Source organism: Achromobacter sp. RT286_PF (genome assembly GCF_059760425.1).
On the sequence record NZ_JCBAMR010000004.1, the window covers coordinates 92,934 to 110,986 of the forward strand.

Sequence of the window (18,053 nt, forward strand, 5' to 3'; positions counted from 1 at the left end):
CCACGACACCCCCCGCGTCGCAGCGCCCCGGCAGCCCCCGTGCGCCCGCACTAGATACGTACTAGGTATTTACGCGGAAAAGCCCCGCGCGGTCAGATTCGCGTAAGCGATTAAGCAGACAGTCACAACACGCAACACAGGAGAGCGCCGCATCACGCAACACGCCGATCAGCGCCGGCACACGGTTTTCCACGCAGTTCACTAATTACTACAACGGAGACATCCATGGATTTTCGTTTGAAGCTGCTAGCAGGAACCCTTGCATTTGCTGCATCGGCCGCGTCGTACGCCGCCGACCCCATCAAGATCGGCGTGGCCGGCCCGTACACCGGGGGTTCGTCCTCCATGGGCGTCAGCATGCGCGATGGCGTGCGCCTGGCCATTGAAGAGATCAACAAGAACGGCGGTGTGCTGGGGCGCCAGCTGGTTGCCGTCGAACGCGACGACGAAGCCAAGAACGAGCGCGGCGTGCAGATCGCCCAAGAATTGATCAACAAGGAACAAGTGGCCGCCACCGTCGGCTACATCAACACCGGCGTGGCCCTGGCCTCGCAGCGCTTCTACCAGGACGCAAAGATCCCCGTCTTCAACAACGTGGCCACGGGCAGCGTGATCACGCACCAGTTCAAGGCGCCGGAATACCCCGACAACTACGTGTTCCGCAATGCGGCGCATGACAGCATCCAGGCCCCGATGATCGTTGAAGAAGCGATCACCCGCCGTGGCTTCAAGAAAGTCGCCATCCTGGCGGATTCCACCAACTACGGCCAGCTCGGTCGCGAGGATCTGGAAAAGGCCCTGAACGCCAAGGGGATCAAGGCCGTGGCGGTTGAGAAGTTCAACATCAAGGACGTCGACATGACGGCCCAGCTGTTGAAAGCCAAGGCCGCCGGCGCCGAAGCCGTGCTGACCTATGGCATCGGGCCCGAACTGGCCCAGATCGCCAACGGCATGACCAAGCTGGGCTGGAAGGTGCCGATCATCGGCAGCTGGACCTTGTCCATGGCCAACTACATCGACAACTCCGGCGCCAATGGCGAAGGCGCGCGCATGCCGCAAACCTTCATCCAGGATCCCGACTCGCCCAAGCGCAAGGCGTTCATCGACGCCTACCTGGCCAAGTTCAAGCCCAAGAACAACCGCATCGATTCCCCGGTGTCGGCGGCGCAGGGCTATGACTCGGTCTTCCTGTTGGCGGCCGCCATCAAGCAGGCCAATTCCACCGACGGCGCCAAGGTGCGCGAAGCGCTAGAAAACCTGCAAACGCCGGTAGAAGGCGTGGTGATGACCTACAACAAGCCGTTCACCCACGACAACCACGACGCCATCACGGCCAAGGAAGTGGTTATCGGCGAGGTCAAGGGCGGCCGCGTCGTCAAGGCCAACTAAGTGTGAAACAAGCAGGAAGGCGGCGGCTGACCGGCCGCCGCCGCCCGCGCCCGGCGCATCGGGCGCGGGGCATGCAGCCGCCTGAAAACAGCGTTCTGCCCAAGGGGGTTGGGACGGAACACAGCGCATCAAGACACACACCATGATTCTTCTACAGCTTATCTACAGCGGTATCGCGCTAGGCATGATCTATGCCGTGATTGCGTTCGGATACCAGCTCACCTTCGCCACATCCGGCACGCTGAACTTCGGCCAGGGTGAAGCCCTGATGCTGGGCGCGCTGGTCGGGCTGACGCTGGTCGGCCTGGGCGTGAACTACTGGGTCATGATTCCCATCGTCTGCATTTTCGGCTTCGCGCAAGGCGCGCTGGTCGAGCGGGTCGGCGTGCGGCCGGCCATCAAGACGCGATCGGAGTTTGGCTGGATCATGGCCACCATCGCGCTGGGCATCATCTTCAAGAACGTGGCCGAGAACATCTGGGGCCGCGACGACCTGCGCTTTCCGTCACCGCTGCCCGAAGCGCCCATCCAGGTGCTGGGCGCCAACGTGCTGCCGATGGAACTGCTGGTGGTGTTCGGCGCGCTGGGCATGATGATCCTGGTGGAAATCTTCAACCGTAAATCCATCTACGGCAAAGCCTTCGTGGCCACCTCGAATGACCGCGATGCCGCTGGCCTGATGGGCATCAACACCGGCATGGTGATCACGTTTTCGTATGCGCTGTCGTCGCTGACCGCCGCGTTTGCCGGCGTGCTGGTGGCCCCGCTGACGCTGACCGGCGCCACGATGGGCGCGGTGCTGGGCTTGAAGGCGTTTGCCGTGGCGATCATCGGCGGACTGTCCAGCGGCATGGGCGTGGTCGTGGGCGGGCTGATCCTGGGCATTGCCGAAACGACCACCGGTTTTTATCTGTCGACGGGGTACAAGGACGTGCCGGGATTGGTACTGCTGCTGCTAGTGCTGACCTTCAAGCCCGCCGGCCTGTTCGGCAAGACCGCGATCAAGAAGGTGTAAGCGATGAAACCCCTGCACCTCTTGCTGTCCGTCGTGGCCGTGGCCTGCCTGGCCGCCGTGCCCCTGGGCGTGACCAATACGTACTACCTGCACCTGATCGAAACGATCATGATCTATTCGATCCTGCTGTTCGGGCTCGATATCGTGGTGGGCTACACCGGCCAGGTGTCGCTGGGCCATGCCGGCCTGTTCGGCATCGGCTCGTATGTCGCCGGCGTACTGTTCTTTCATCTGCAAATGCCCATCTGGGTGATTTTGCCCGCCGCCATCCTCATCGCGGCGGCCTTCGGCGCGGTGCTGGCGCTGCCGGCGCTACGCGTGACCGGGCCTTACCTGGCGATGGTCACGCTGGCATTCGGCACCATCATCCAGATCCTGATCAACGAGATGACCTTCATGACCGAAGGCCCGTTGGGCATCAAGATCCCCAAGCCGTCCATCGGCGGGCACATCCTGACCAAAAGTGAATACTTCTGGCTGGTGGGCGCGCTGCTGGTGCTGTCGCTGATCGTGGTGCACCGCATCCTGAAGTCGCACCTGGGCCGCTCGTTCGAAGCGCTGCGCGACAGCCCGATTGCATCCGACTGCATGGGCGTTTCGGTCTACCGGCACAAGGTGTTCGCATTCGTGATCAGCGCCGGCTTTGCCGGGCTGGCGGGCGCGCTGTACTCGTATTCCGAACAGTACATCTCGCCCAACACGTACAACTTCGAGCTCACCATCCTGTTCCTGCTGGCCATCATCATGGGCGGGCGAAAAAGCCGCACGGGTGCGCTGCTCGGCGCATCCATCATCGTGCTGCTGCCCAAGATGCTGGACGACATCAGCACCTTCCGCCTGATCGCGCTGGCCGTGGCCGTGTTGGTGACGGTGGGCAGCATCGTGGCCGTGTCCAAGGGCCGCGCCGAGCCGCGCCGCGTGGTCGTGCCGGTGGTGGGCACCATCGTGCTGGCCATTTTTTCGTACTGGCTGGAAGCCGTGACCGATTGGCGCCTGACCATCTTCGGCGCCATGATCCTGTTCGTGGTGTATTACCTGCCCGACGGCATCGTGGGCTTTGTGCGCAACCTGTTCTTCTCGAACCGCCGCGCCGCGCTGTCGGTGAAAAAAGACCTGGTCAATGAACAGGACGCGGTGCCGGACGCCGTGGTGGCGGGCAAGGGCGAGACACTGCTGTCCGCCAAGCGCGTGCTGATGCAGTTTGGCGGCCTGAAGGCGCTGAACGAAGTGGACCTGACGATCAAGCGTGGCACCATCCACGGCCTGATCGGCCCGAACGGGTCGGGCAAGAGCACGATGATGAACGTGCTGACCGGCATCTATGTGCCAACCGCCGGCGCGGTGGAATTCTCGGGCAAGTCGCTGGTGGGTCTGCCACCGGCCGATATCGCCGCCACCGGCATCGCGCGCACATTCCAGAACGTGCAGCTGTTCGGCGAAATGACGGCCCTGGAAAACGTGCTGGTCGGCTTGCACCACACTTTCACTACCGGCCTGGCCGGCATTGCGCTGCGCACGCCGAAATGGAAGGGCGAAGAGCAAGGCGCCCGCGCCCGCGCCATGGCGCTGCTGGAATTCGTGGGGCTGGAATCCCTGGCAAGCGAAGAGGCGCGCAACCTGCCCTACGGCAAGCAGCGCCTGCTGGAAATCGCGCGCGCGCTGGCGCTGGACCCGCAGCTGCTGCTACTGGACGAACCCGCGGCGGGTCTTACCGCGCCCGACATCGTCGAACTGCTGGCCATCATCCGCAAGGTGCGCGACCACGGCATCACGTTGATCCTCATCGAACACCATATGGATGTGGTGATGGGGGTGTGCGACACCGTATCGGTGCTGGACTTCGGCCAGAAAATTGCCGAAGGCCTGCCGAACGAAGTGCAAAGCAACGCCAAGGTTATCGAGGCGTATCTGGGCGGTGCGCCCGCCTGACGCCAAGAGGACAACAAGATGCTATCGATCAAGAATCTGGAAGCGGGTTACGGCAAGGTCAAGGTGCTGCACGGCATCAGCATGGAGGTGCCCCAGGCCAAGGTGGTGACGCTGATCGGCTCAAACGGCGCCGGCAAGACCACGACGATGCGGGCGCTATCGGGCATGATCCGACCCACGGCGGGCGAGGTCACACTGAGCGGCAAGCGCATAGATGGCCTGGAATCGCACCGCATCGCTCGGCTGGGCCTGGCGCATTCGCCGGAAGGCCGGCGCGTGTTTCCCACGCTGTCGGTTACCGACAACCTGCTGTTGGGCGCGTTTCCGCGCCTGACGGGCAGCCGCCCCAGGGGCGATGTGCAAGCCGACCTGGGCCGCGCCATGGATCTGTTTCCGCGCCTGAAGGAACGGCGCGATCAACTGGCCGGTACCTTGTCGGGCGGCGAACAGCAAATGCTGGCCATGGCGCGCGCCGTGATGCTGAACCCGGAGCTCGTGCTGCTGGACGAACCCTCGATGGGGCTGGCGCCGATCCTGGTGGAAGAGGTGTTCCGCATCATCGCGCGCTTGAAGGATGAAGGCGTGACGATGCTGCTGGTTGAGCAATTTGCCGCAGCCGCGTTGCAGGTGGCCGACTACGGCTACGTGCTGGAGAACGGCAGGATCTCGGTGCACGGCAGCGCGGACAAATTGCGGGACGACCCGGCGGTGGTGGCGGCATACCTGGGCGGCGGGCACTAGTCCCGGCAACGCAAAGCGCGACGGGCCGTGTGATCAACACGGAACCGTCGCGCTTGGTACCGCCCGGCGGCGTTCGGGCGGCTGGCGCCCACGCGCGCCTGGCTGCGTGCAATGGCGCTTAGACGATGGTCAACGTCACGTCGATGTTGCCGCGCGTGGCGTTCGAGTACGGGCAAACGATGTGCGCTGCCGCCACCAGCTTTTCGGCCTGTTCGCGGTCCATGCCCGGCAGGGAAATCTTCAATTCGACTTCAATGCCGAAGCCGGTCGGGATGGCGCCGATACCCACAATGCCGTTCACCGACACGTCGGCCGGAATGGCGATCTTGTCGCGGCCGCCAACGAACTTCATCGCACCCAGGAAGCAGGCGGAATAGCCCACGGCAAACAATTGCTCGGGGTTGGTGCCGGCCGCGCCCGCGCCGCCCAGTTCACGCGGCGTGGTCAGCTTGACGTCCAGGTTGCCGTCATCGCTGACGCCACGGCCTTCACGGCCACCGGTGGCGGTTGCATTGGCGCGGTAGAGGACTTTTTCGATAGACATGATGCGTTTCCTTTGTAGGATGAAAGTTGAACTGCCTGGGCCGGACGGGCCTTCCCGCGTCGGCACTTACTGAAACTGAAGGACTGCTAACCCACTGCAAACCTGCTGCAAACGTGCTGCAAACCTGCTGCAAACCTATGCTTCACATTCATTTAAATCGTACACAACTATATAGCGCACTACTTATTTGACCGGGTAATGACAGGCATCACTCCACACTTCAAATACTGTCGACCAGCTTTTCCCGCAATGCGTGCAGCGCCTTCATCATGCCTTGCGCTTCGTCCAGCGTGCACTGGGCGGCGGCGGCCACGGCATGCGGCACGGCTTCGGCCTGCTCGCGCAGATCGCGGCCTTGCTTGGTCAGCCCCACGATCACCTGGCGCTCGTCGTCCACCGCGCGCTTGCGGGTTACCAGACCGGCGGCTTCCAGACGCTTGAGCAGCGGCGTCAGCGTGGCCGAATCCAGGAACAGCCGGGCGCCGATATCGGTCACCGTGATGTCCTCACCTTCCCACAGCACCAGCATCACCAGGTACTGCGGATACGTCAGGTCCAGCCCGCGCAGCAGCTTGCGGTACACCTTGTTCATCGCCAGCGAGGTCGAGTACAAGGCGAAGCACAGTTGGCTGTCCAGCAGCAGCGGGTTGAACGCGCTTTTGGGTTTGGTGGGCGCTTTCGCTTTGGATTTCATTGCGCAATATTAAATAGTGCACTATTTAACGTCAAGGATTTTTTGGAATATTTTTTTGCAGTGCTGCCGGGCTGCGGGACTGCGGGGCTTCGGAGCATCGCACCGCCCTTGCCTTCAGGTCGCGTGTTCGCCTTCCACCGTGCTGCGGTCCGACCCGTATTGTTTCAGGCCGTCCAGATCCAGCACACGCACCGCGCCGTATTCCACGTTCAACAGACCCGCCTCTTCCAGCTTGCGCAGCGCCTGATTCGCACGCTGGCGCGACACCCTGGCCAGATAGCCGACTTCTTCTTGCGTAATCGTCAGCCGCATTCCCATGCCGGGATACAGCAAAGGGTTGAACAGTTCAGCCAGACAGCGGGCCACACGCGCATCGGGGTCCAGCAGCCGGTCGTATTCGGCCTTGCCGATGAACTGCGCCACGCGCTCGTTCAGCTGATGCAACAGATAACGGTTGAACGGAATGCTGGTGTCCAGCAGCCAGTCGAACGTTGCCGCCGGCAGCCGCGCCACGACGGAATCGCGCAGCGCGACGATGTCATATTTGCGGACTTCGCGCTTCAAGAGCGAGCCTTCGCCGATCCAGCCGCCGGCGGGCACGCCCGTTAACGAGGCGACCTTGCCTTCCGCGTTGCCCACCGACACTTTCACCAAGCCGGCCAAGACACCGATCCAAGCCTGTGCGAGTTCCCCTTTGCGCTCTATGATCGATCCGGCAACGACTTGCTGCACGGACAGGTCCCGCTCGACGCGCGATTGCTGCTCGGCGTTGAGCACGCGAAACCACGCCGCGGCAAGTTGAAGGGAGTCGGATAGCTGCATCGGGAATACCCTAAAAGTTCCTTGAATGTCGCGATGGTGACAGTTGGTAGCAACCCAACCTTATACCTTAAGTCCTGCCGTAAATCTAAAACCAACTGGTCAAGCCCCTACTCGCCAATGCCGCATCTGCGGCGCGCTGGCGCGGTGTGCCCAAACCGGAGGAGACAACGTGGCACATTCATCGCCCGCATCCGCACAGGTGCCGGCGGCGCTGGACACCTTTCCAGCGCTGCTGTTCGCGCATGCCAATGTTCGTGGGTCGCGGCCCGCGATCCGAGAGAAAGACCTGGGCATCTGGCAAACCCTGACGTGGTCCCAGGTGGCCGAGCATGTACGCCATGTGGCCAACGGCCTGGCGGCGCTGGGCATCCGGCCCGGCATGCATGTGGCCGTCATCGGCGAGAACCGGCCGCGCCTGTACATGGCGATGATGGCCGCGCAATCGCTGGGCGCCATTCCGGTGCCGCTTTATCAAGACGCTGTCGCGCAGGAAATGGTCTACGTGCTGCAAGACGCCGAGATCAGCGTGGCCGTGGTGGAAGACCAGGAACAGGTCGACAAGATGCTGGAAGTGCGCGAGCAATGTCCGGCCTTGCAGCACGTGGTGTTTGACGACCCGCGCGGCCTGCGCCATTACTCCGATTCCATGTTGCAGTCGTATGAACAGCTGGAGAAGCTGGGCCAGGACTACGCGGCGCAGCATCCCGACTTTCTTGACCGCGCCATCGCCGCCGTGCAACCGCACGACCCGGCCGCCATGTTCTATACGTCGGGCACCACCGGCAAGCCCAAGGGCGTGGTGCTGACGCACCATGCGTTGATCGACCGCGCGCGCGCCGTGTCCGACATGGAAAACCTGACCGATCAGGAAGACGTGCTGGCGTATCTACCGCCCGCCTGGATCGGGCAGAACATGTTTTCGTATACGCAGCTGCTGGTCACGGGCTTTACGGTGAACCACCCCGAATCGCCGGACACCGTGTCGATCGACATGCGCGACATCGGCCCCACCTATTACTTCGCGCCGCCGCGCGTGCTGGAGGGCCTGCTCACGCATGTCATGATCCGCATGGAAGACGCGGGCTACATCAAGCGCAAGCTGTTCGGCGCCTGCATGAAGCTGGCGCGCCGCGTGGGCACCAAGATCCTGGATGGCGAATCCGTCAACGCCTGGGATCGCCTGCGCTATGCGCTGGGCAATGCGCTGATCTACGGCCCCTTGCGCAACGCGCTGGGCATGAGCCGCGTGCGCGTGGCCTACACGGCGGGCGAGGCCATCGGCCCGGACCTGTTCGTGTTCTACCGGTCCATCGGCATCAACCTGAAGCAGTTGTACGGCTCGACGGAAACGTCCGTGTTCGTTTGCGTGCAGCCCGACGGCAAGGTGCGCGACGACACCGTCGGCCCGCCGGTGGCCGGCGTTGAAATCCGCGTGGCGGACAACGGCGAAATCCTGGTCAAGAGCCCGGGCCTGTTCAAGGAGTACTACCGCAACCCGGACGCCACGGCGGAAGCGCGCAGCGCCGACGGCTGGTTCCACACGGGCGACGCGGGCTACCTGGACACCGACGGCCAGTTGAAGATCATCGACCGCGCCAAAGACGTGGGCAAGCTGGCCAACGGCAGCCTGTTCGCGCCCAAATACATCGAGAACAAGCTCAAGTTCTTCCAGCACATCAAGGAAGCCGTGGCCTTTGGCGCCAACCGCGACGACGTTTGCGCCTTCATCAACATCGACCTGGAAGCCGTGGGCAACTGGGCCGAGCGCCGGGGCCTGCCGTATGCGGGCTACACCGACCTGGCCGCCAAGGAAGAGGTCTACCAGCTGATCGCCGAATGCGTTGAGCAAGTGAACGCCGATCTGGCCACCGACCCGAAACTGTGCGCGTCGCAAGTCAGCCGCTTTTTGATCCTGCACAAGGAACTGGACCCGGACGACGACGAGCTGACCCGCACGCGCAAGGTGCGCCGCGCGTTCATCGCGCAGAAATACGGCGTGCTGATCGATGCCCTGTTCGGCGGCAAGCAATCGCAGTTCATTGAAACCGAAGTGAAGTTCGAAGACGGACGCACCGGCAAGATCTCAGCCGACCTGAAGATCTGGCCCGTCAAGACGTTTCCCGCCATCACAGCCCGAGCCGCGTAGAGATCATGAGCAACAACGACCGCGACCAGCGTATCGGCGACGTCATGCTGGACATGCAGAACATCTCCTTGTCCTTCGGCGGCGTGAAAGCGCTGACGGACATTTCCTTCAATGTGCGCGAGCACGAGATCCGCGCCATCATCGGGCCCAACGGCGCGGGCAAGAGTTCGATGCTGAACGTCATCAACGGCGTCTACACGCCGCAGAAAGGCGGCATTGCATTCCGTGGCGAGAGTTTCTCGAAGATGAACCCGCGCCGCGCCGCTGAAATGGGCATCGCGCGCACATTCCAGAACCTGGCGCTGTTCAAGGGCATGAGCGTGCTGGACAACATCATGACGGGTCGCAACCTGCGCATGAAGTGCGGGCTGCTGTCGCAAGCCTTCCGCCTGGGCCCGGCCGAACGCGAAGAAACGCAGCACCGCGAATTCGTCGAGAACATCGTCGACTTCCTGGAGATCCAGGCGTATCGCAAGACGCCGGTGGGCCGCCTGCCCTACGGCCTGCAAAAGCGCGTGGACCTGGGTCGCGCGCTTGCGATGGAGCCGCGCCTGTTGTTGCTGGACGAACCCATGGCCGGCATGAACATCGAGGAAAAGCAGGACATGAGCCGCTTCATCCTGGATGTGAATGATGAATTCGGCACCACCATCGTGCTGATCGAGCACGACATGGGCGTGGTCATGGACATTTCCGACCGCGTGGTGGTGCTGGACTACGGCAAGAAGATCGGCGATGGCCGCCCGGACGAAGTCCGTGCGAACGAAGACGTCATCCGCGCCTATCTCGGCGTGTCGCACTAAGGCGGACAGACATGGGATTTTTTCTAGAGACCTTATTCGGCGGCCTGATGAGCGGCATGATGTATGCGCTGATCGGCCTGGGCTTCGTGCTGATCTTCAAGGCGTCCGGCGTCTTCAACTTCGCGCAGGGCGCGATGGTGCTGGTGGCCGCCTTGTCGATGGCGCGCTTCTCGGAATGGATACCGCGCTGGCTGGGCTTTGACAACATGATCCTGGCCAACGTGCTGGCGTTCATCGTCAGCGCCATGGTGATGTTCCTGCTGGCCGTTGCGATTGAACGTTTTGTGCTGCGCCACCTGGTCAACCAGGAAGCCACCACGCTGTTGATGGCAACGCTGGGCATCAGCTACTTCCTGGACGGGCTGGGCCAGATCACGTTCGGCAGCTCGGTGTATTCCATCAACGTGGGCATGCCGAAAGATCCGCTGATGATCCTGGACACAGTCTTTGAAGGCGGGCTGCTGATCAACCTTGAAGATTTGACCGCAGCCGTCATCGCGGCGCTGCTGGTGGCCACGCTGGCGCTGTTCTTTCAGTACACGTCCACCGGCCGCGCCCTGCGCGCGGTGGCTGACGACCATCAGGCAGCGCAGTCCATCGGCATTCCGTTGAATCGCATCTGGGTGATCGTGTGGTGCGTGGCGGGCCTGGTGGCGCTGGTGGCGGGGATTATCTGGGGGTCGAAGTTCGGCGTGCAGTTCACGCTGTCCACCGCGGCGCTGCGCGCATTGCCGGTGGTGATCCTGGGCGGCTTGACGTCGGTGCCGGGCGCCATTCTGGGCGGCCTGATCATCGGCGTGGGGGAAAAGCTGTCCGAGGTTTACCTGGGGTCGCTCGTGGGCGGCGGTATCGAAATCTGGTTCGCCTATGTGCTGGCGCTGGTATTCCTGCTGTTCCGTCCGCAAGGGCTGTTCGGCGAGAAGATCATCGACCGCGTGTAAACCACAGGCCACTGGGATAAAAACATGTTCTATCGCGAAAACGGCCAGTTCAAGACCACGTACCGGGCGGATCAGCAGATCTTCCCGATCCGTCAGGACCGCATCTTCATCTGGCTGCTGCTGGCGGTGGCGTTCATCGCCGTGCCGGCGCTGTCGTCCGACTACCTGCTGCGCGCCATTCTGATTCCGTTTCTGATCCTGTCCCTGGCGGCGGTCGGGCTGAATATTCTGGTCGGCTATTGCGGGCAGATATCGCTGGGCACGGGCGCGTTCATGGCGGTGGGCGCCTATGCCGCCTGGAACTTCGGCGTGCGCTTTCCGGGCATGCCGCTGATCATCCAGATTTTGCTGGGCGGCTGCTTCGCCACGCTGGTCGGCGTGATCTTCGGCATCCCCAGCTTGCGGATTCGCGGGCTGTACCTGGCGGTGGCGACCCTGGCCGCGCAGTTCTTCGTGGACTGGGCGTTCCTGCGCATCCCGTTCTTCACCAACTATTCATCGTCAGGCAACGTGTCGGTGCCGCCGCTGACGGCGTTCGGCCTGCCGGTGCAATCGGCCATGGAAAAGTACCTGTTCGTGCTGATCCTGGTGGTGGTCTTCAGCCTGCTGGCCAAGAACCTGGTGCGCGGCGCGATCGGCCGCCAATGGATGGCGATACGCGACATGGACGTGGCGGCGTCGGTCATCGGCATCCGCCCCATGTACGCCAAGCTGACGGCGTTTGCGGTCAGCTCGTTCATCGTGGGCGTGGCGGGCGCGCTGTGGGGCTACATCCACCTGGGTTCCTGGGAACCGCTGGCCTTTGATCTGACGCGTTCGTTCCAGCTGCTGTTCATGGTCATCATCGGCGGGCTGGGCTCGATCATCGGCAGCTTCTTCGGCGCGGCGTTCATCGTGCTGGTGCCGGTGGCGCTGTCGAACATCCCGCATGCGCTGGGCATCCCGCTGTCGGTGGACACCGCCGCGCACATCGAACACATGGTGTTCGGCGCGCTGATCGTGTTCTTCCTGATTGCCGAACCGCACGGGCTGGCGCGCTTGTGGAGCATCGGCAAGGAAAAGCTACGCATCTGGCCGTTCCCGCATTGACGACAATTTGATTTCGCATTGATTTCTGCGGACCGCGGCGGCAAAAGTGCCGTGATCCACATCCTGAATACCCGGCTCAAGACCGGGCCAATCCCGGTGTCCCAGGGTTTACTGACCCAAGCACCACGCAGGAGGTAAATGGAGATGAAGCGTCTTAACCTGAAGTTGGCGGCAGCCCTGGTGGCCGCAGCCGGCGCCATCGGCGCCGTGGCCACGCCGGCAATGGCGGCCGAAGAGCAGTTCGTTCCGTTGCTGGTGTATCGCACCGGGTCGTTCGCGCCGCTTGGCATTCCCTGGGCCGATGGCAAGCTGGACTACCTGAAGCTGGTCAACGAACGTGATGGCGGCGTCAACGGCGTCAAGATCACGTACGAAGAGTGTGAAACCGCCTATGCCACCGACCGCGGCGTGGAATGCTATGAACGCCTGAAGGGCAAGGGCACCGGCGCGTCGGGCTTTGACACCCAGTCCACCGGCATCACGTTTGCCGTCAGCGACAAGGCCATGGTCGACAAGGTGCCGGTTGAAACGATGGGCTACGGCCTGTCGCAGTCGGTGGACGGCAGCGTGTTCGAGTGGAACTTCCCGCTGCTGGGCACCTACTGGACCGCCGCCGACGTGATGATCCAGGACATCGCCAAGAAAGAAGGCGGCATGGACAAGCTCAAGGGCAAGAAGATTGCCCTGGTCTATCACGACTCGCCCTACGGCAAGGAACCGATCCCGCTGCTGCAAAAGCGCGCGGCCAAGGAAGGCTTCGAGTTGGTGCTGTACCCCGTGACTGCCCCCGGCGTGGAGCAGAAATCCACCTGGTTGCAGATCCGCCAGGCCCGCCCGAACTACGTGCTGCTGTGGAGCGCGGGCATCATGACGCCCACCGCCATCCGCGAAGCGCAGGCCAGCGGCTATCCGCGCGACAAGATGTACGCGATCTGGTGGGCCGGCTCTGAAGGTGACGTCAAAGACCTGGGCGATGTGGCCAAGGGCTACAACGCCATCACCGTGCACAACAGCGGCGCCGAGCACGACAAGGTCTACGACGACCTGAAAAAGTTCGTCTACGACAAGGGCCAGGGCGCGGACAAGACCGGCAAGACCACGCTGGGCACCATCGCCCACACGCGCGGCATGATGATTTCGATGCTGCAAGTGGAAGCGATCCGCACGGCGCAGGAAAAGTACGGCAAGGGCAAGGCGTTGACGCCCGAGCAGGTGCGCTGGGGTTTTGAAAACCTGAACCTGACGCAGGACAGGCTGGACAAGCTGGGCTTCGGCCAGATCATGCGCCCCGTCAAGACCTCGTGCAGCAACCACAAGGGTGACGACTGGGCCCGCATCGTGCAGTGGGACGGCGCCAAGTTCAAGGTGGTGTCCGACTGGTACCAGGCCGACAAGACCATTCTGGACCCGATGGTCAAGGACGCCGCGGCCAAGTACGCCAAGGAAAAGAACATCACGCCCCGCACTTGCGAGAACTGATGTGAACCGGCGGCCGGCGTCCTTGTGGATGCCGGCCGCCACCACGCCGCAGGAATCGTCATGACCGCTGCATCTTCCATTGCATCTACTGCTGCACCTTCCGCTGCAACCCCGGTTGCCGCCCCCGCCGCCGCGCCCTCCGTGCTGCTGGACGTCAACGGCATCGAGGTGATCTACAACCACGTGATCCTGGTGCTTAAGGGCGTGTCCCTGCAAGTGCCGGAAGGCAAGATCGTGGCCTTGCTGGGCGCCAACGGCGCGGGCAAGACCACGACGCTGCGCGCGATTTCGAACCTGCTCAAGGGCGAACGCGGCGACGTCACCAAGGGCCACATCCAATACCGGGGCCAGCGTATCGAACGCCTGTCGCCGGCCGAGCTGGTCAAGCGCGGCGTCGTGCAGGTGATGGAAGGCCGCCACTGCTTCGCGCACCTGACCATTGAGGAAAACCTGCTGACGGGCGCCTACACCCGCAGCATGAGCCGTGCCGATACCGCCGCCGCGCTAGAACGCGTATACCAGTATTTCCCGCGCTTGAAGCAACGCCGCGCCAGCCAGTCGGGCTACACGTCGGGCGGCGAACAGCAGATGACCGCCATTGGCCGCGCGCTGATGGCCAACCCCAACATGATCCTGCTGGACGAGCCCTCGATGGGGCTGGCGCCGCAGATCGTGGAAGAGATCTTTGAAATCGTGCGCGATCTGAACCAGCGTGAACGCGTGAGCTTCCTGCTGGCGGAACAGAACACCAACATCGCGCTGCGTTATGCCGACTACGGCTACATCCTGGAGAACGGACGCGTAATGATGGACGGGGCCGCGCTGGATCTGGCCCAGAACGAGGACGTGAAGGAGTTCTACCTGGGCATCTCCAGCGGAGAACGCAAGAGCTTTCGCGACAACAAGTTCTATCGCCGCCGCAAACGCTGGCTGGCCTGAAGAGAGGGTGCGATCCCATGTCCGAGTTTTTCGATGTACTGGAAACCCGTGCGCCCGAGCAACGCGAGCGCGAGCTGATGGCCGCCTTGCCCGACGCGATTTCGCGAGCCATTGCGCGCGCGCCGGCAATCGCGGAGCAGCTGCGCGGCGTTGACCCGGCCACCATCACGTCGCGCGCGGCGCTTGCCCGGCTGCCGGTGCTGCGCAAGCACGAACTGCTGGAACGCCAGCAGCACAGCCGCGACGACGACGCCACGCCCGCCAGCCCCGGCAAGGCGTTCGGCGGCTTCTCGGCCATTGGCTGGGGCGAGGCGATGCGCGTGTTTGCGTCGCCCGGCCCTATCTACGAACCGGAAAGCGCGCGCGCCGACTACTGGCGTTTTGCCCGGGCGCTGTACGCAGCGGGCTTTCGCGCCGGCGAACTGGCCTACAACTGTTTTTCCTATCACTTCACGCCGGCCGGCTCCATGATGGAAACGGCGGCGCACGCCGTGGGCTGCACCGTGTTTCCGGGCGGCACCGGCCAGACCGAACAACAGGTGCGCGCCATTCAGGACCTGGCGCCCAGTGGCTACACGGGCACACCCAGCTTTCTGAAAATCATCTTGGAAAAGTCGGACGAGCTGGGGGTGAAGCTGGGCTCGCTGCGGCGTGCGCTGGTGTCAGGCGAAGCGTTTCCGCCGTCGCTGCGGGATTGGCTGGCGGCGCGCGGCATCGACGGTTATCAGGCGTACGGCAGCGCCGACCTGGGCATGATTGCGTTTGAAACGCCCGCGCGCCAGGGGCTGGTGCTGGGCGAAGACATCATCGTGGAAATCGTGCGCCCTGGCACCGGCGAACCGGTGCCGGACGGCGAGGTCGGCGAAGTCGTCGTCACCACCTTGAACCCGGACTATCCGCTGGTGCGCTTCGGCACCGGCGACCTGTCGGCAGTCATGCCGGGCATTTCGCCTTGCGGGCGCACCAACACGCGCATCAAGGGCTGGATGGGCCGGGCCGACCAGACGACCAAGGTGCGCGGCATGTTCGTACACCCTTCGCAAGTGGCGGACGTGGCGCGTCGCCATCCCGAGATCCTGCGCGCGCGGCTGGTCATCAGCGGCAGCACGGGGTCGGACCGGATGGTGTTGAAAGTGGAATCGCGCGTGCGCGGCGAAGACCTGTCCAAGCGCATCGCGGAATCCGTGCGCGATGTGACCAAGCTACGTGCCGACGTGGAATGGGCGGATGCCGACAGCCTGCCCAACGACGGCAAGGTCATCGACGACGTGCGTACGTACGAGTGACACGGGGCCGTGCCGGCCTAGCGCTGTCGGATCTTTTCGATCACCGAGAAGATCGCCATGCCCGCGATCATCGCGGCCACGAAGATCAGCGCGTCCGGCACGCCCGCGGCGGCGGCCACCAACGCGGGGCCGGGGCAAAAACCCGCCAGGCCCCAGCCCGCGCCAAAAGCCAGGCTGCCTAGCGCCAGCCGCGCGTCCACCCGCGTGGCCGTCGGCCAGCGCAGCGGCTCGCCTGACAAGCTGGCGCTTTTCCGGCGCAACAGCGCGAACCCCGCCGCCGTCACCAACACCGCGCCGCCCATCACGAACGCCAGCGACGGATCCCAGTCACCGGCAATATCCAGAAAGCCCAGCACCTTGGCCGGGTTGGCCATGCCGGACACGATCAAGCCCAATCCAAAGACCAGCCCCGACGCGAAAGCGATCAGCGCGACCATGTCAGCCCCCCGCCCCATGCCGCACGACATAGACGACCGCAAACCCGGCCGCCATGAACAACGCAGTGGCCACCAGCGACCGCACAGACCCTCGCGACAGGCCGCACACGCCGTGGCCGCTGGTGCATCCCGACGCGTAGCGCGTGCCGATGCCCACCAGCAGGCCCGCCACGATCAAGCGCGTTGTCCCGGCTTGGACCACGATTTCCGGCAAGGCGCCGCCCAGCCGGTACAACCACGGCGCCGCGCACAGGCCCAGCAGGAACGCTAGCCGCCAGTTCCCGTCGCGCTGCCGCCCCAGCAAGCCGCCCACGATGCCGCTGATGCCGGCGATTCGGCCGGCACCCGCCATCAACAGGACGGCAGCGGCGCCGATCAGCAGGCCGCCCAGCGTGGCCGGCACGGGAGTAAAGGCAGACCAGTCCGGGTTCATGTGAGTGACTCCATCGCGCGGCCGCAGTACAAACTGGATAGCGTTTTCATGACTTGGCTGACCTCGGGGCTGGCCATCTGGTAGTAGACGTACTTGCCATCGCGGCGCGTCGCCACCAGGCCTTCGTCGCGCAGCACGCCCAGCTGCTGCGACAGCGTCGGCTGGCGGATGCCCGTCAGCGATTCCAGTTCGCCCACGTTGCGTTCACCTTGCACCAGCTGGCACAGCAACAGTAGCCGGTCTTCGTTGGCCAATGCCTTGAGCAGCGCGCAGGCCTTGGCGGCAGAGGCGCGCAAGGCGGCGAGTTCGCAGTCGGTCAGGGGGGAGTTCATGAGCTAGGGGGGTGACAAAGGAGGCAGGCAGTCATTATATTTATGTATAAACTATCGAACAATATTATTTGAAAATATAGATTGTTGTACGTTCTCTATGCGTTGTCTCCACGGCCGGCCATGAATCCACACATCCAAGCGTTCTTCGACTCCGTCACCGCCACCGTCACGTACGTCGTGCACGATGGCAGCGCCTGCGCCATCATCGATTCGGTGCTGGACTACGACCCGAAATCGGGACGCACCAGCACGGCCGGCGCGGATCGGGTCGTCGAGTACGTGCGCCAGCAAGGCTTGCAAACGCAATGGCTGCTGGAAACCCACGCACACGCCGACCACCTGTCCGCCGCCCCCTATTTGCAGCGGCAGCTGGGCGGCGTGATCGCCATCGGGCAAAGCATCCGTACCGTGCAAGGCGTGTTCAAGCAGGTGTTCAACCTGGAACCCGAATTCCAGCTGGACGGCTCGCAATTCGGCCGCCTGTTCGCCGATGGCGAAACGTTTTCGATCGGTAAACTGACGGCCACCGCCATCCACGTGCCGGGTCACACGCCGGCCGACATGGCCTATTTGATCGGCGACGCGGCGTTCGTGGGCGACACGATGTTCATGCCGGACGTGGGCACGGCGCGTTGCGATTTCCCAGGTGGCGACGCGCACGAGCTGTACCGGTCCATCCAGCGCCTGCTGGCATTGCCCGGGGGCACGCGCCTGTTCATGTGCCATGACTACCCGCCCGCCGGCCGCGACGCCCACTGGCAAACGTCGGTGGCCGAACAGCGGGCGTCCAACATCCACGTGCGCGACGGCATCAGCGAGGATGAATTCGTCGCCATGCGCACCCGGCGCGACGCCACGCTGGGCATGCCGACGCTGATCCTGCCCGCCATCCAGGTCAACATCCGCGCGGGGCATTTCCCGCCGCCCGAAGACAACGGCGTGCGCTACCTGAAGATTCCGGTCAACGGGCTGTAGGCGGCGCCGTCAATCGCGCCTGCCGTACTTGCGCGGCACGGGCGAATCCCGCAAGATCG

18 protein-coding genes are annotated in these 18,053 nt (G+C 63.6%); 12 read left to right on the plus strand and 6 right to left on the minus strand.

The genetic code is table 11. The features are described 5' to 3' along the window. Positions 1–225: 225 nt before the first annotated feature. From AC6LJY_RS05610 to AC6LJY_RS05625, 4 genes are all read left to right on the plus strand, one after another. Complete coding sequence (locus AC6LJY_RS05610) at positions 226–1,389, plus strand: ABC transporter substrate-binding protein (protein ID WP_046803050.1); 1,164 nt, start codon at positions 226–228, stop codon at positions 1,387–1,389. A gap of 142 nt (positions 1,390–1,531) precedes the next feature. Beyond that, positions 1,532–2,404 carry a branched-chain amino acid ABC transporter permease gene (locus tag AC6LJY_RS05615; RefSeq protein WP_006216335.1) on the plus strand — a complete coding sequence of 291 codons (873 nt, stop codon included), beginning with the start codon at positions 1,532–1,534 and terminating at the stop codon, positions 2,402–2,404. A gap of 3 nt (positions 2,405–2,407) precedes the next feature. Further along, a complete protein-coding gene (locus AC6LJY_RS05620) occupies positions 2,408–4,333 on the plus strand; it encodes an ABC transporter permease subunit (RefSeq protein WP_314355305.1) in 1,926 nt (641 codons plus the stop codon). Between the two features lie 18 nt (positions 4,334–4,351). Beyond that, positions 4,352–5,074: an ABC transporter ATP-binding protein gene (locus AC6LJY_RS05625; RefSeq protein ID WP_498135450.1), complete on the plus strand. Its 723-nt coding sequence runs from the start codon at positions 4,352–4,354 to the stop codon at positions 5,072–5,074. Positions 5,075–5,192: 118 nt separating this feature from the next. On the opposite strand, the gene AC6LJY_RS05630 is transcribed toward AC6LJY_RS05625, so the two are convergent. The 3 genes from AC6LJY_RS05630 to AC6LJY_RS05640 form a co-directional block, all read right to left on the minus strand. Continuing rightward, positions 5,193–5,618 (minus strand): organic hydroperoxide resistance protein, encoded by a 426-nt coding sequence (locus AC6LJY_RS05630; RefSeq protein WP_006216338.1) that lies wholly within the window; start codon positions 5,616–5,618, stop codon positions 5,193–5,195. 220 nt (positions 5,619–5,838) lie between these two features. Beyond that, positions 5,839–6,312, minus strand: a complete 474-nt coding sequence (locus tag AC6LJY_RS05635; protein ID WP_046803046.1) for a MarR family winged helix-turn-helix transcriptional regulator — start codon at positions 6,310–6,312, stop codon at positions 5,839–5,841. A 114-nt stretch (positions 6,313–6,426) separates the two neighbouring features. Continuing rightward, positions 6,427–7,134 carry a Crp/Fnr family transcriptional regulator gene (locus AC6LJY_RS05640; RefSeq protein WP_046803045.1) on the minus strand — a complete coding sequence of 236 codons (708 nt, stop codon included), beginning with the start codon at positions 7,132–7,134 and terminating at the stop codon, positions 6,427–6,429. A gap of 169 nt (positions 7,135–7,303) precedes the next feature. On the opposite strand from AC6LJY_RS05640, the gene AC6LJY_RS05645 reads away from it, so the two are divergent. The 7 genes from AC6LJY_RS05645 (at position 7,304) to AC6LJY_RS05675 (ending at position 15,817) form a co-directional block, all read left to right on the plus strand. After that, positions 7,304–9,280 carry an AMP-dependent synthetase/ligase gene (locus AC6LJY_RS05645; protein WP_485803639.1) on the plus strand — a complete coding sequence of 659 codons (1,977 nt, stop codon included), beginning with the start codon at positions 7,304–7,306 and terminating at the stop codon, positions 9,278–9,280. A 5-nt stretch (positions 9,281–9,285) separates the two neighbouring features. Next, positions 9,286–10,083: an ABC transporter ATP-binding protein gene (locus AC6LJY_RS05650; RefSeq protein ID WP_046803043.1), complete on the plus strand. Its 798-nt coding sequence runs from the start codon at positions 9,286–9,288 to the stop codon at positions 10,081–10,083. A gap of 11 nt (positions 10,084–10,094) precedes the next feature. Further along, on the plus strand, positions 10,095–11,024 hold the full coding sequence (locus AC6LJY_RS05655; RefSeq protein ID WP_046803042.1) for a branched-chain amino acid ABC transporter permease: 930 nt from the start codon (positions 10,095–10,097) through the stop codon (positions 11,022–11,024). A 24-nt stretch (positions 11,025–11,048) separates the two neighbouring features. Further along, a complete protein-coding gene (locus AC6LJY_RS05660) occupies positions 11,049–12,113 on the plus strand; it encodes a branched-chain amino acid ABC transporter permease (RefSeq protein WP_046803041.1) in 1,065 nt (354 codons plus the stop codon). A 138-nt stretch (positions 12,114–12,251) separates the two neighbouring features. Next, on the plus strand, positions 12,252–13,592 hold the full coding sequence (locus AC6LJY_RS05665) for an ABC transporter substrate-binding protein (RefSeq protein ID WP_498135451.1): 1,341 nt from the start codon (positions 12,252–12,254) through the stop codon (positions 13,590–13,592). A 60-nt stretch (positions 13,593–13,652) separates the two neighbouring features. Then, on the plus strand, positions 13,653–14,531 hold the full coding sequence (locus AC6LJY_RS05670; protein WP_046803040.1) for an ABC transporter ATP-binding protein: 879 nt from the start codon (positions 13,653–13,655) through the stop codon (positions 14,529–14,531). Positions 14,532–14,548: 17 nt separating this feature from the next. After that, complete coding sequence (locus AC6LJY_RS05675) at positions 14,549–15,817, plus strand: phenylacetate--CoA ligase family protein (RefSeq protein ID WP_046803039.1); 1,269 nt, start codon at positions 14,549–14,551, stop codon at positions 15,815–15,817. A 17-nt stretch (positions 15,818–15,834) separates the two neighbouring features. Here AC6LJY_RS05675 and AC6LJY_RS05680 read toward each other — a convergent pair whose 3' ends face one another. Genes AC6LJY_RS05680 through AC6LJY_RS05690 form a run of 3 tightly spaced genes read right to left on the minus strand, consistent with a single transcriptional unit; the run spans position 15,835 to position 17,019 of the window. Beyond that, the gene (locus AC6LJY_RS05680; protein ID WP_046803038.1) at positions 15,835–16,254 is read right to left on the minus strand and encodes a YeeE/YedE family protein; all 420 of its coding nucleotides are present in this window, start codon (positions 16,252–16,254) and stop codon (positions 15,835–15,837) included. Position 16,255: 1 nt separating this feature from the next. Continuing rightward, positions 16,256–16,687, minus strand: a complete 432-nt coding sequence (locus AC6LJY_RS05685) for a YeeE/YedE family protein (RefSeq protein ID WP_120157224.1) — start codon at positions 16,685–16,687, stop codon at positions 16,256–16,258. Continuing rightward, on the minus strand, positions 16,684–17,019 hold the full coding sequence (locus AC6LJY_RS05690) for an ArsR/SmtB family transcription factor (protein WP_498135452.1): 336 nt from the start codon (positions 17,017–17,019) through the stop codon (positions 16,684–16,686). Before AC6LJY_RS05690 ends, AC6LJY_RS05685 begins: the two co-directional genes overlap by 4 nt. Before the next feature lie 120 nt (positions 17,020–17,139). Here AC6LJY_RS05690 and AC6LJY_RS05695 point away from each other — a divergent pair, with 120 nt between their 5' ends. Continuing rightward, positions 17,140–17,994, plus strand: a complete 855-nt coding sequence (locus tag AC6LJY_RS05695) for an MBL fold metallo-hydrolase (RefSeq protein WP_046803142.1) — start codon at positions 17,140–17,142, stop codon at positions 17,992–17,994. The last annotated feature ends 59 nt before the right edge of the window (positions 17,995–18,053 follow it).

Bases quoted from the DNA above. Each gene is read 5' to 3' on its own strand.
- AC6LJY_RS05610 (WP_046803050.1), top strand. From the start codon at position 226: ATGGATTTTCGTTTGAAGCTGCTAGCAGGAACCCTTGCATTTGCTGCA.
- AC6LJY_RS05615 (WP_006216335.1), top strand. From the start codon at position 1,532: ATGATTCTTCTACAGCTTATCTACAGCGGTATCGCGCTAGGCATGATC.
- AC6LJY_RS05620 (WP_314355305.1), top strand. From the start codon at position 2,408: ATGAAACCCCTGCACCTCTTGCTGTCCGTCGTGGCCGTGGCCTGCCTG.
- AC6LJY_RS05625 (WP_498135450.1), top strand. From the start codon at position 4,352: ATGCTATCGATCAAGAATCTGGAAGCGGGTTACGGCAAGGTCAAGGTG.
- AC6LJY_RS05630 (WP_006216338.1), bottom strand. From the start codon at position 5,618: ATGTCTATCGAAAAAGTCCTCTACCGCGCCAATGCAACCGCCACCGGT.
- AC6LJY_RS05635 (WP_046803046.1), bottom strand. From the start codon at position 6,312: ATGAAATCCAAAGCGAAAGCGCCCACCAAACCCAAAAGCGCGTTCAAC.
- AC6LJY_RS05640 (WP_046803045.1), bottom strand. From the start codon at position 7,134: ATGCAGCTATCCGACTCCCTTCAACTTGCCGCGGCGTGGTTTCGCGTG.
- AC6LJY_RS05650 (WP_046803043.1), top strand. From the start codon at position 9,286: ATGAGCAACAACGACCGCGACCAGCGTATCGGCGACGTCATGCTGGAC.
- AC6LJY_RS05655 (WP_046803042.1), top strand. From the start codon at position 10,095: ATGGGATTTTTTCTAGAGACCTTATTCGGCGGCCTGATGAGCGGCATG.
- AC6LJY_RS05660 (WP_046803041.1), top strand. From the start codon at position 11,049: ATGTTCTATCGCGAAAACGGCCAGTTCAAGACCACGTACCGGGCGGAT.
- AC6LJY_RS05665 (WP_498135451.1), top strand. From the start codon at position 12,252: ATGGAGATGAAGCGTCTTAACCTGAAGTTGGCGGCAGCCCTGGTGGCC.
- AC6LJY_RS05670 (WP_046803040.1), top strand. From the start codon at position 13,653: ATGACCGCTGCATCTTCCATTGCATCTACTGCTGCACCTTCCGCTGCA.
- AC6LJY_RS05675 (WP_046803039.1), top strand. From the start codon at position 14,549: ATGTCCGAGTTTTTCGATGTACTGGAAACCCGTGCGCCCGAGCAACGC.
- AC6LJY_RS05680 (WP_046803038.1), bottom strand. From the start codon at position 16,254: ATGGTCGCGCTGATCGCTTTCGCGTCGGGGCTGGTCTTTGGATTGGGC.
- AC6LJY_RS05685 (WP_120157224.1), bottom strand. From the start codon at position 16,687: ATGAACCCGGACTGGTCTGCCTTTACTCCCGTGCCGGCCACGCTGGGC.
- AC6LJY_RS05690 (WP_498135452.1), bottom strand. From the start codon at position 17,019: ATGAACTCCCCCCTGACCGACTGCGAACTCGCCGCCTTGCGCGCCTCT.
- AC6LJY_RS05695 (WP_046803142.1), top strand. From the start codon at position 17,140: ATGAATCCACACATCCAAGCGTTCTTCGACTCCGTCACCGCCACCGTC.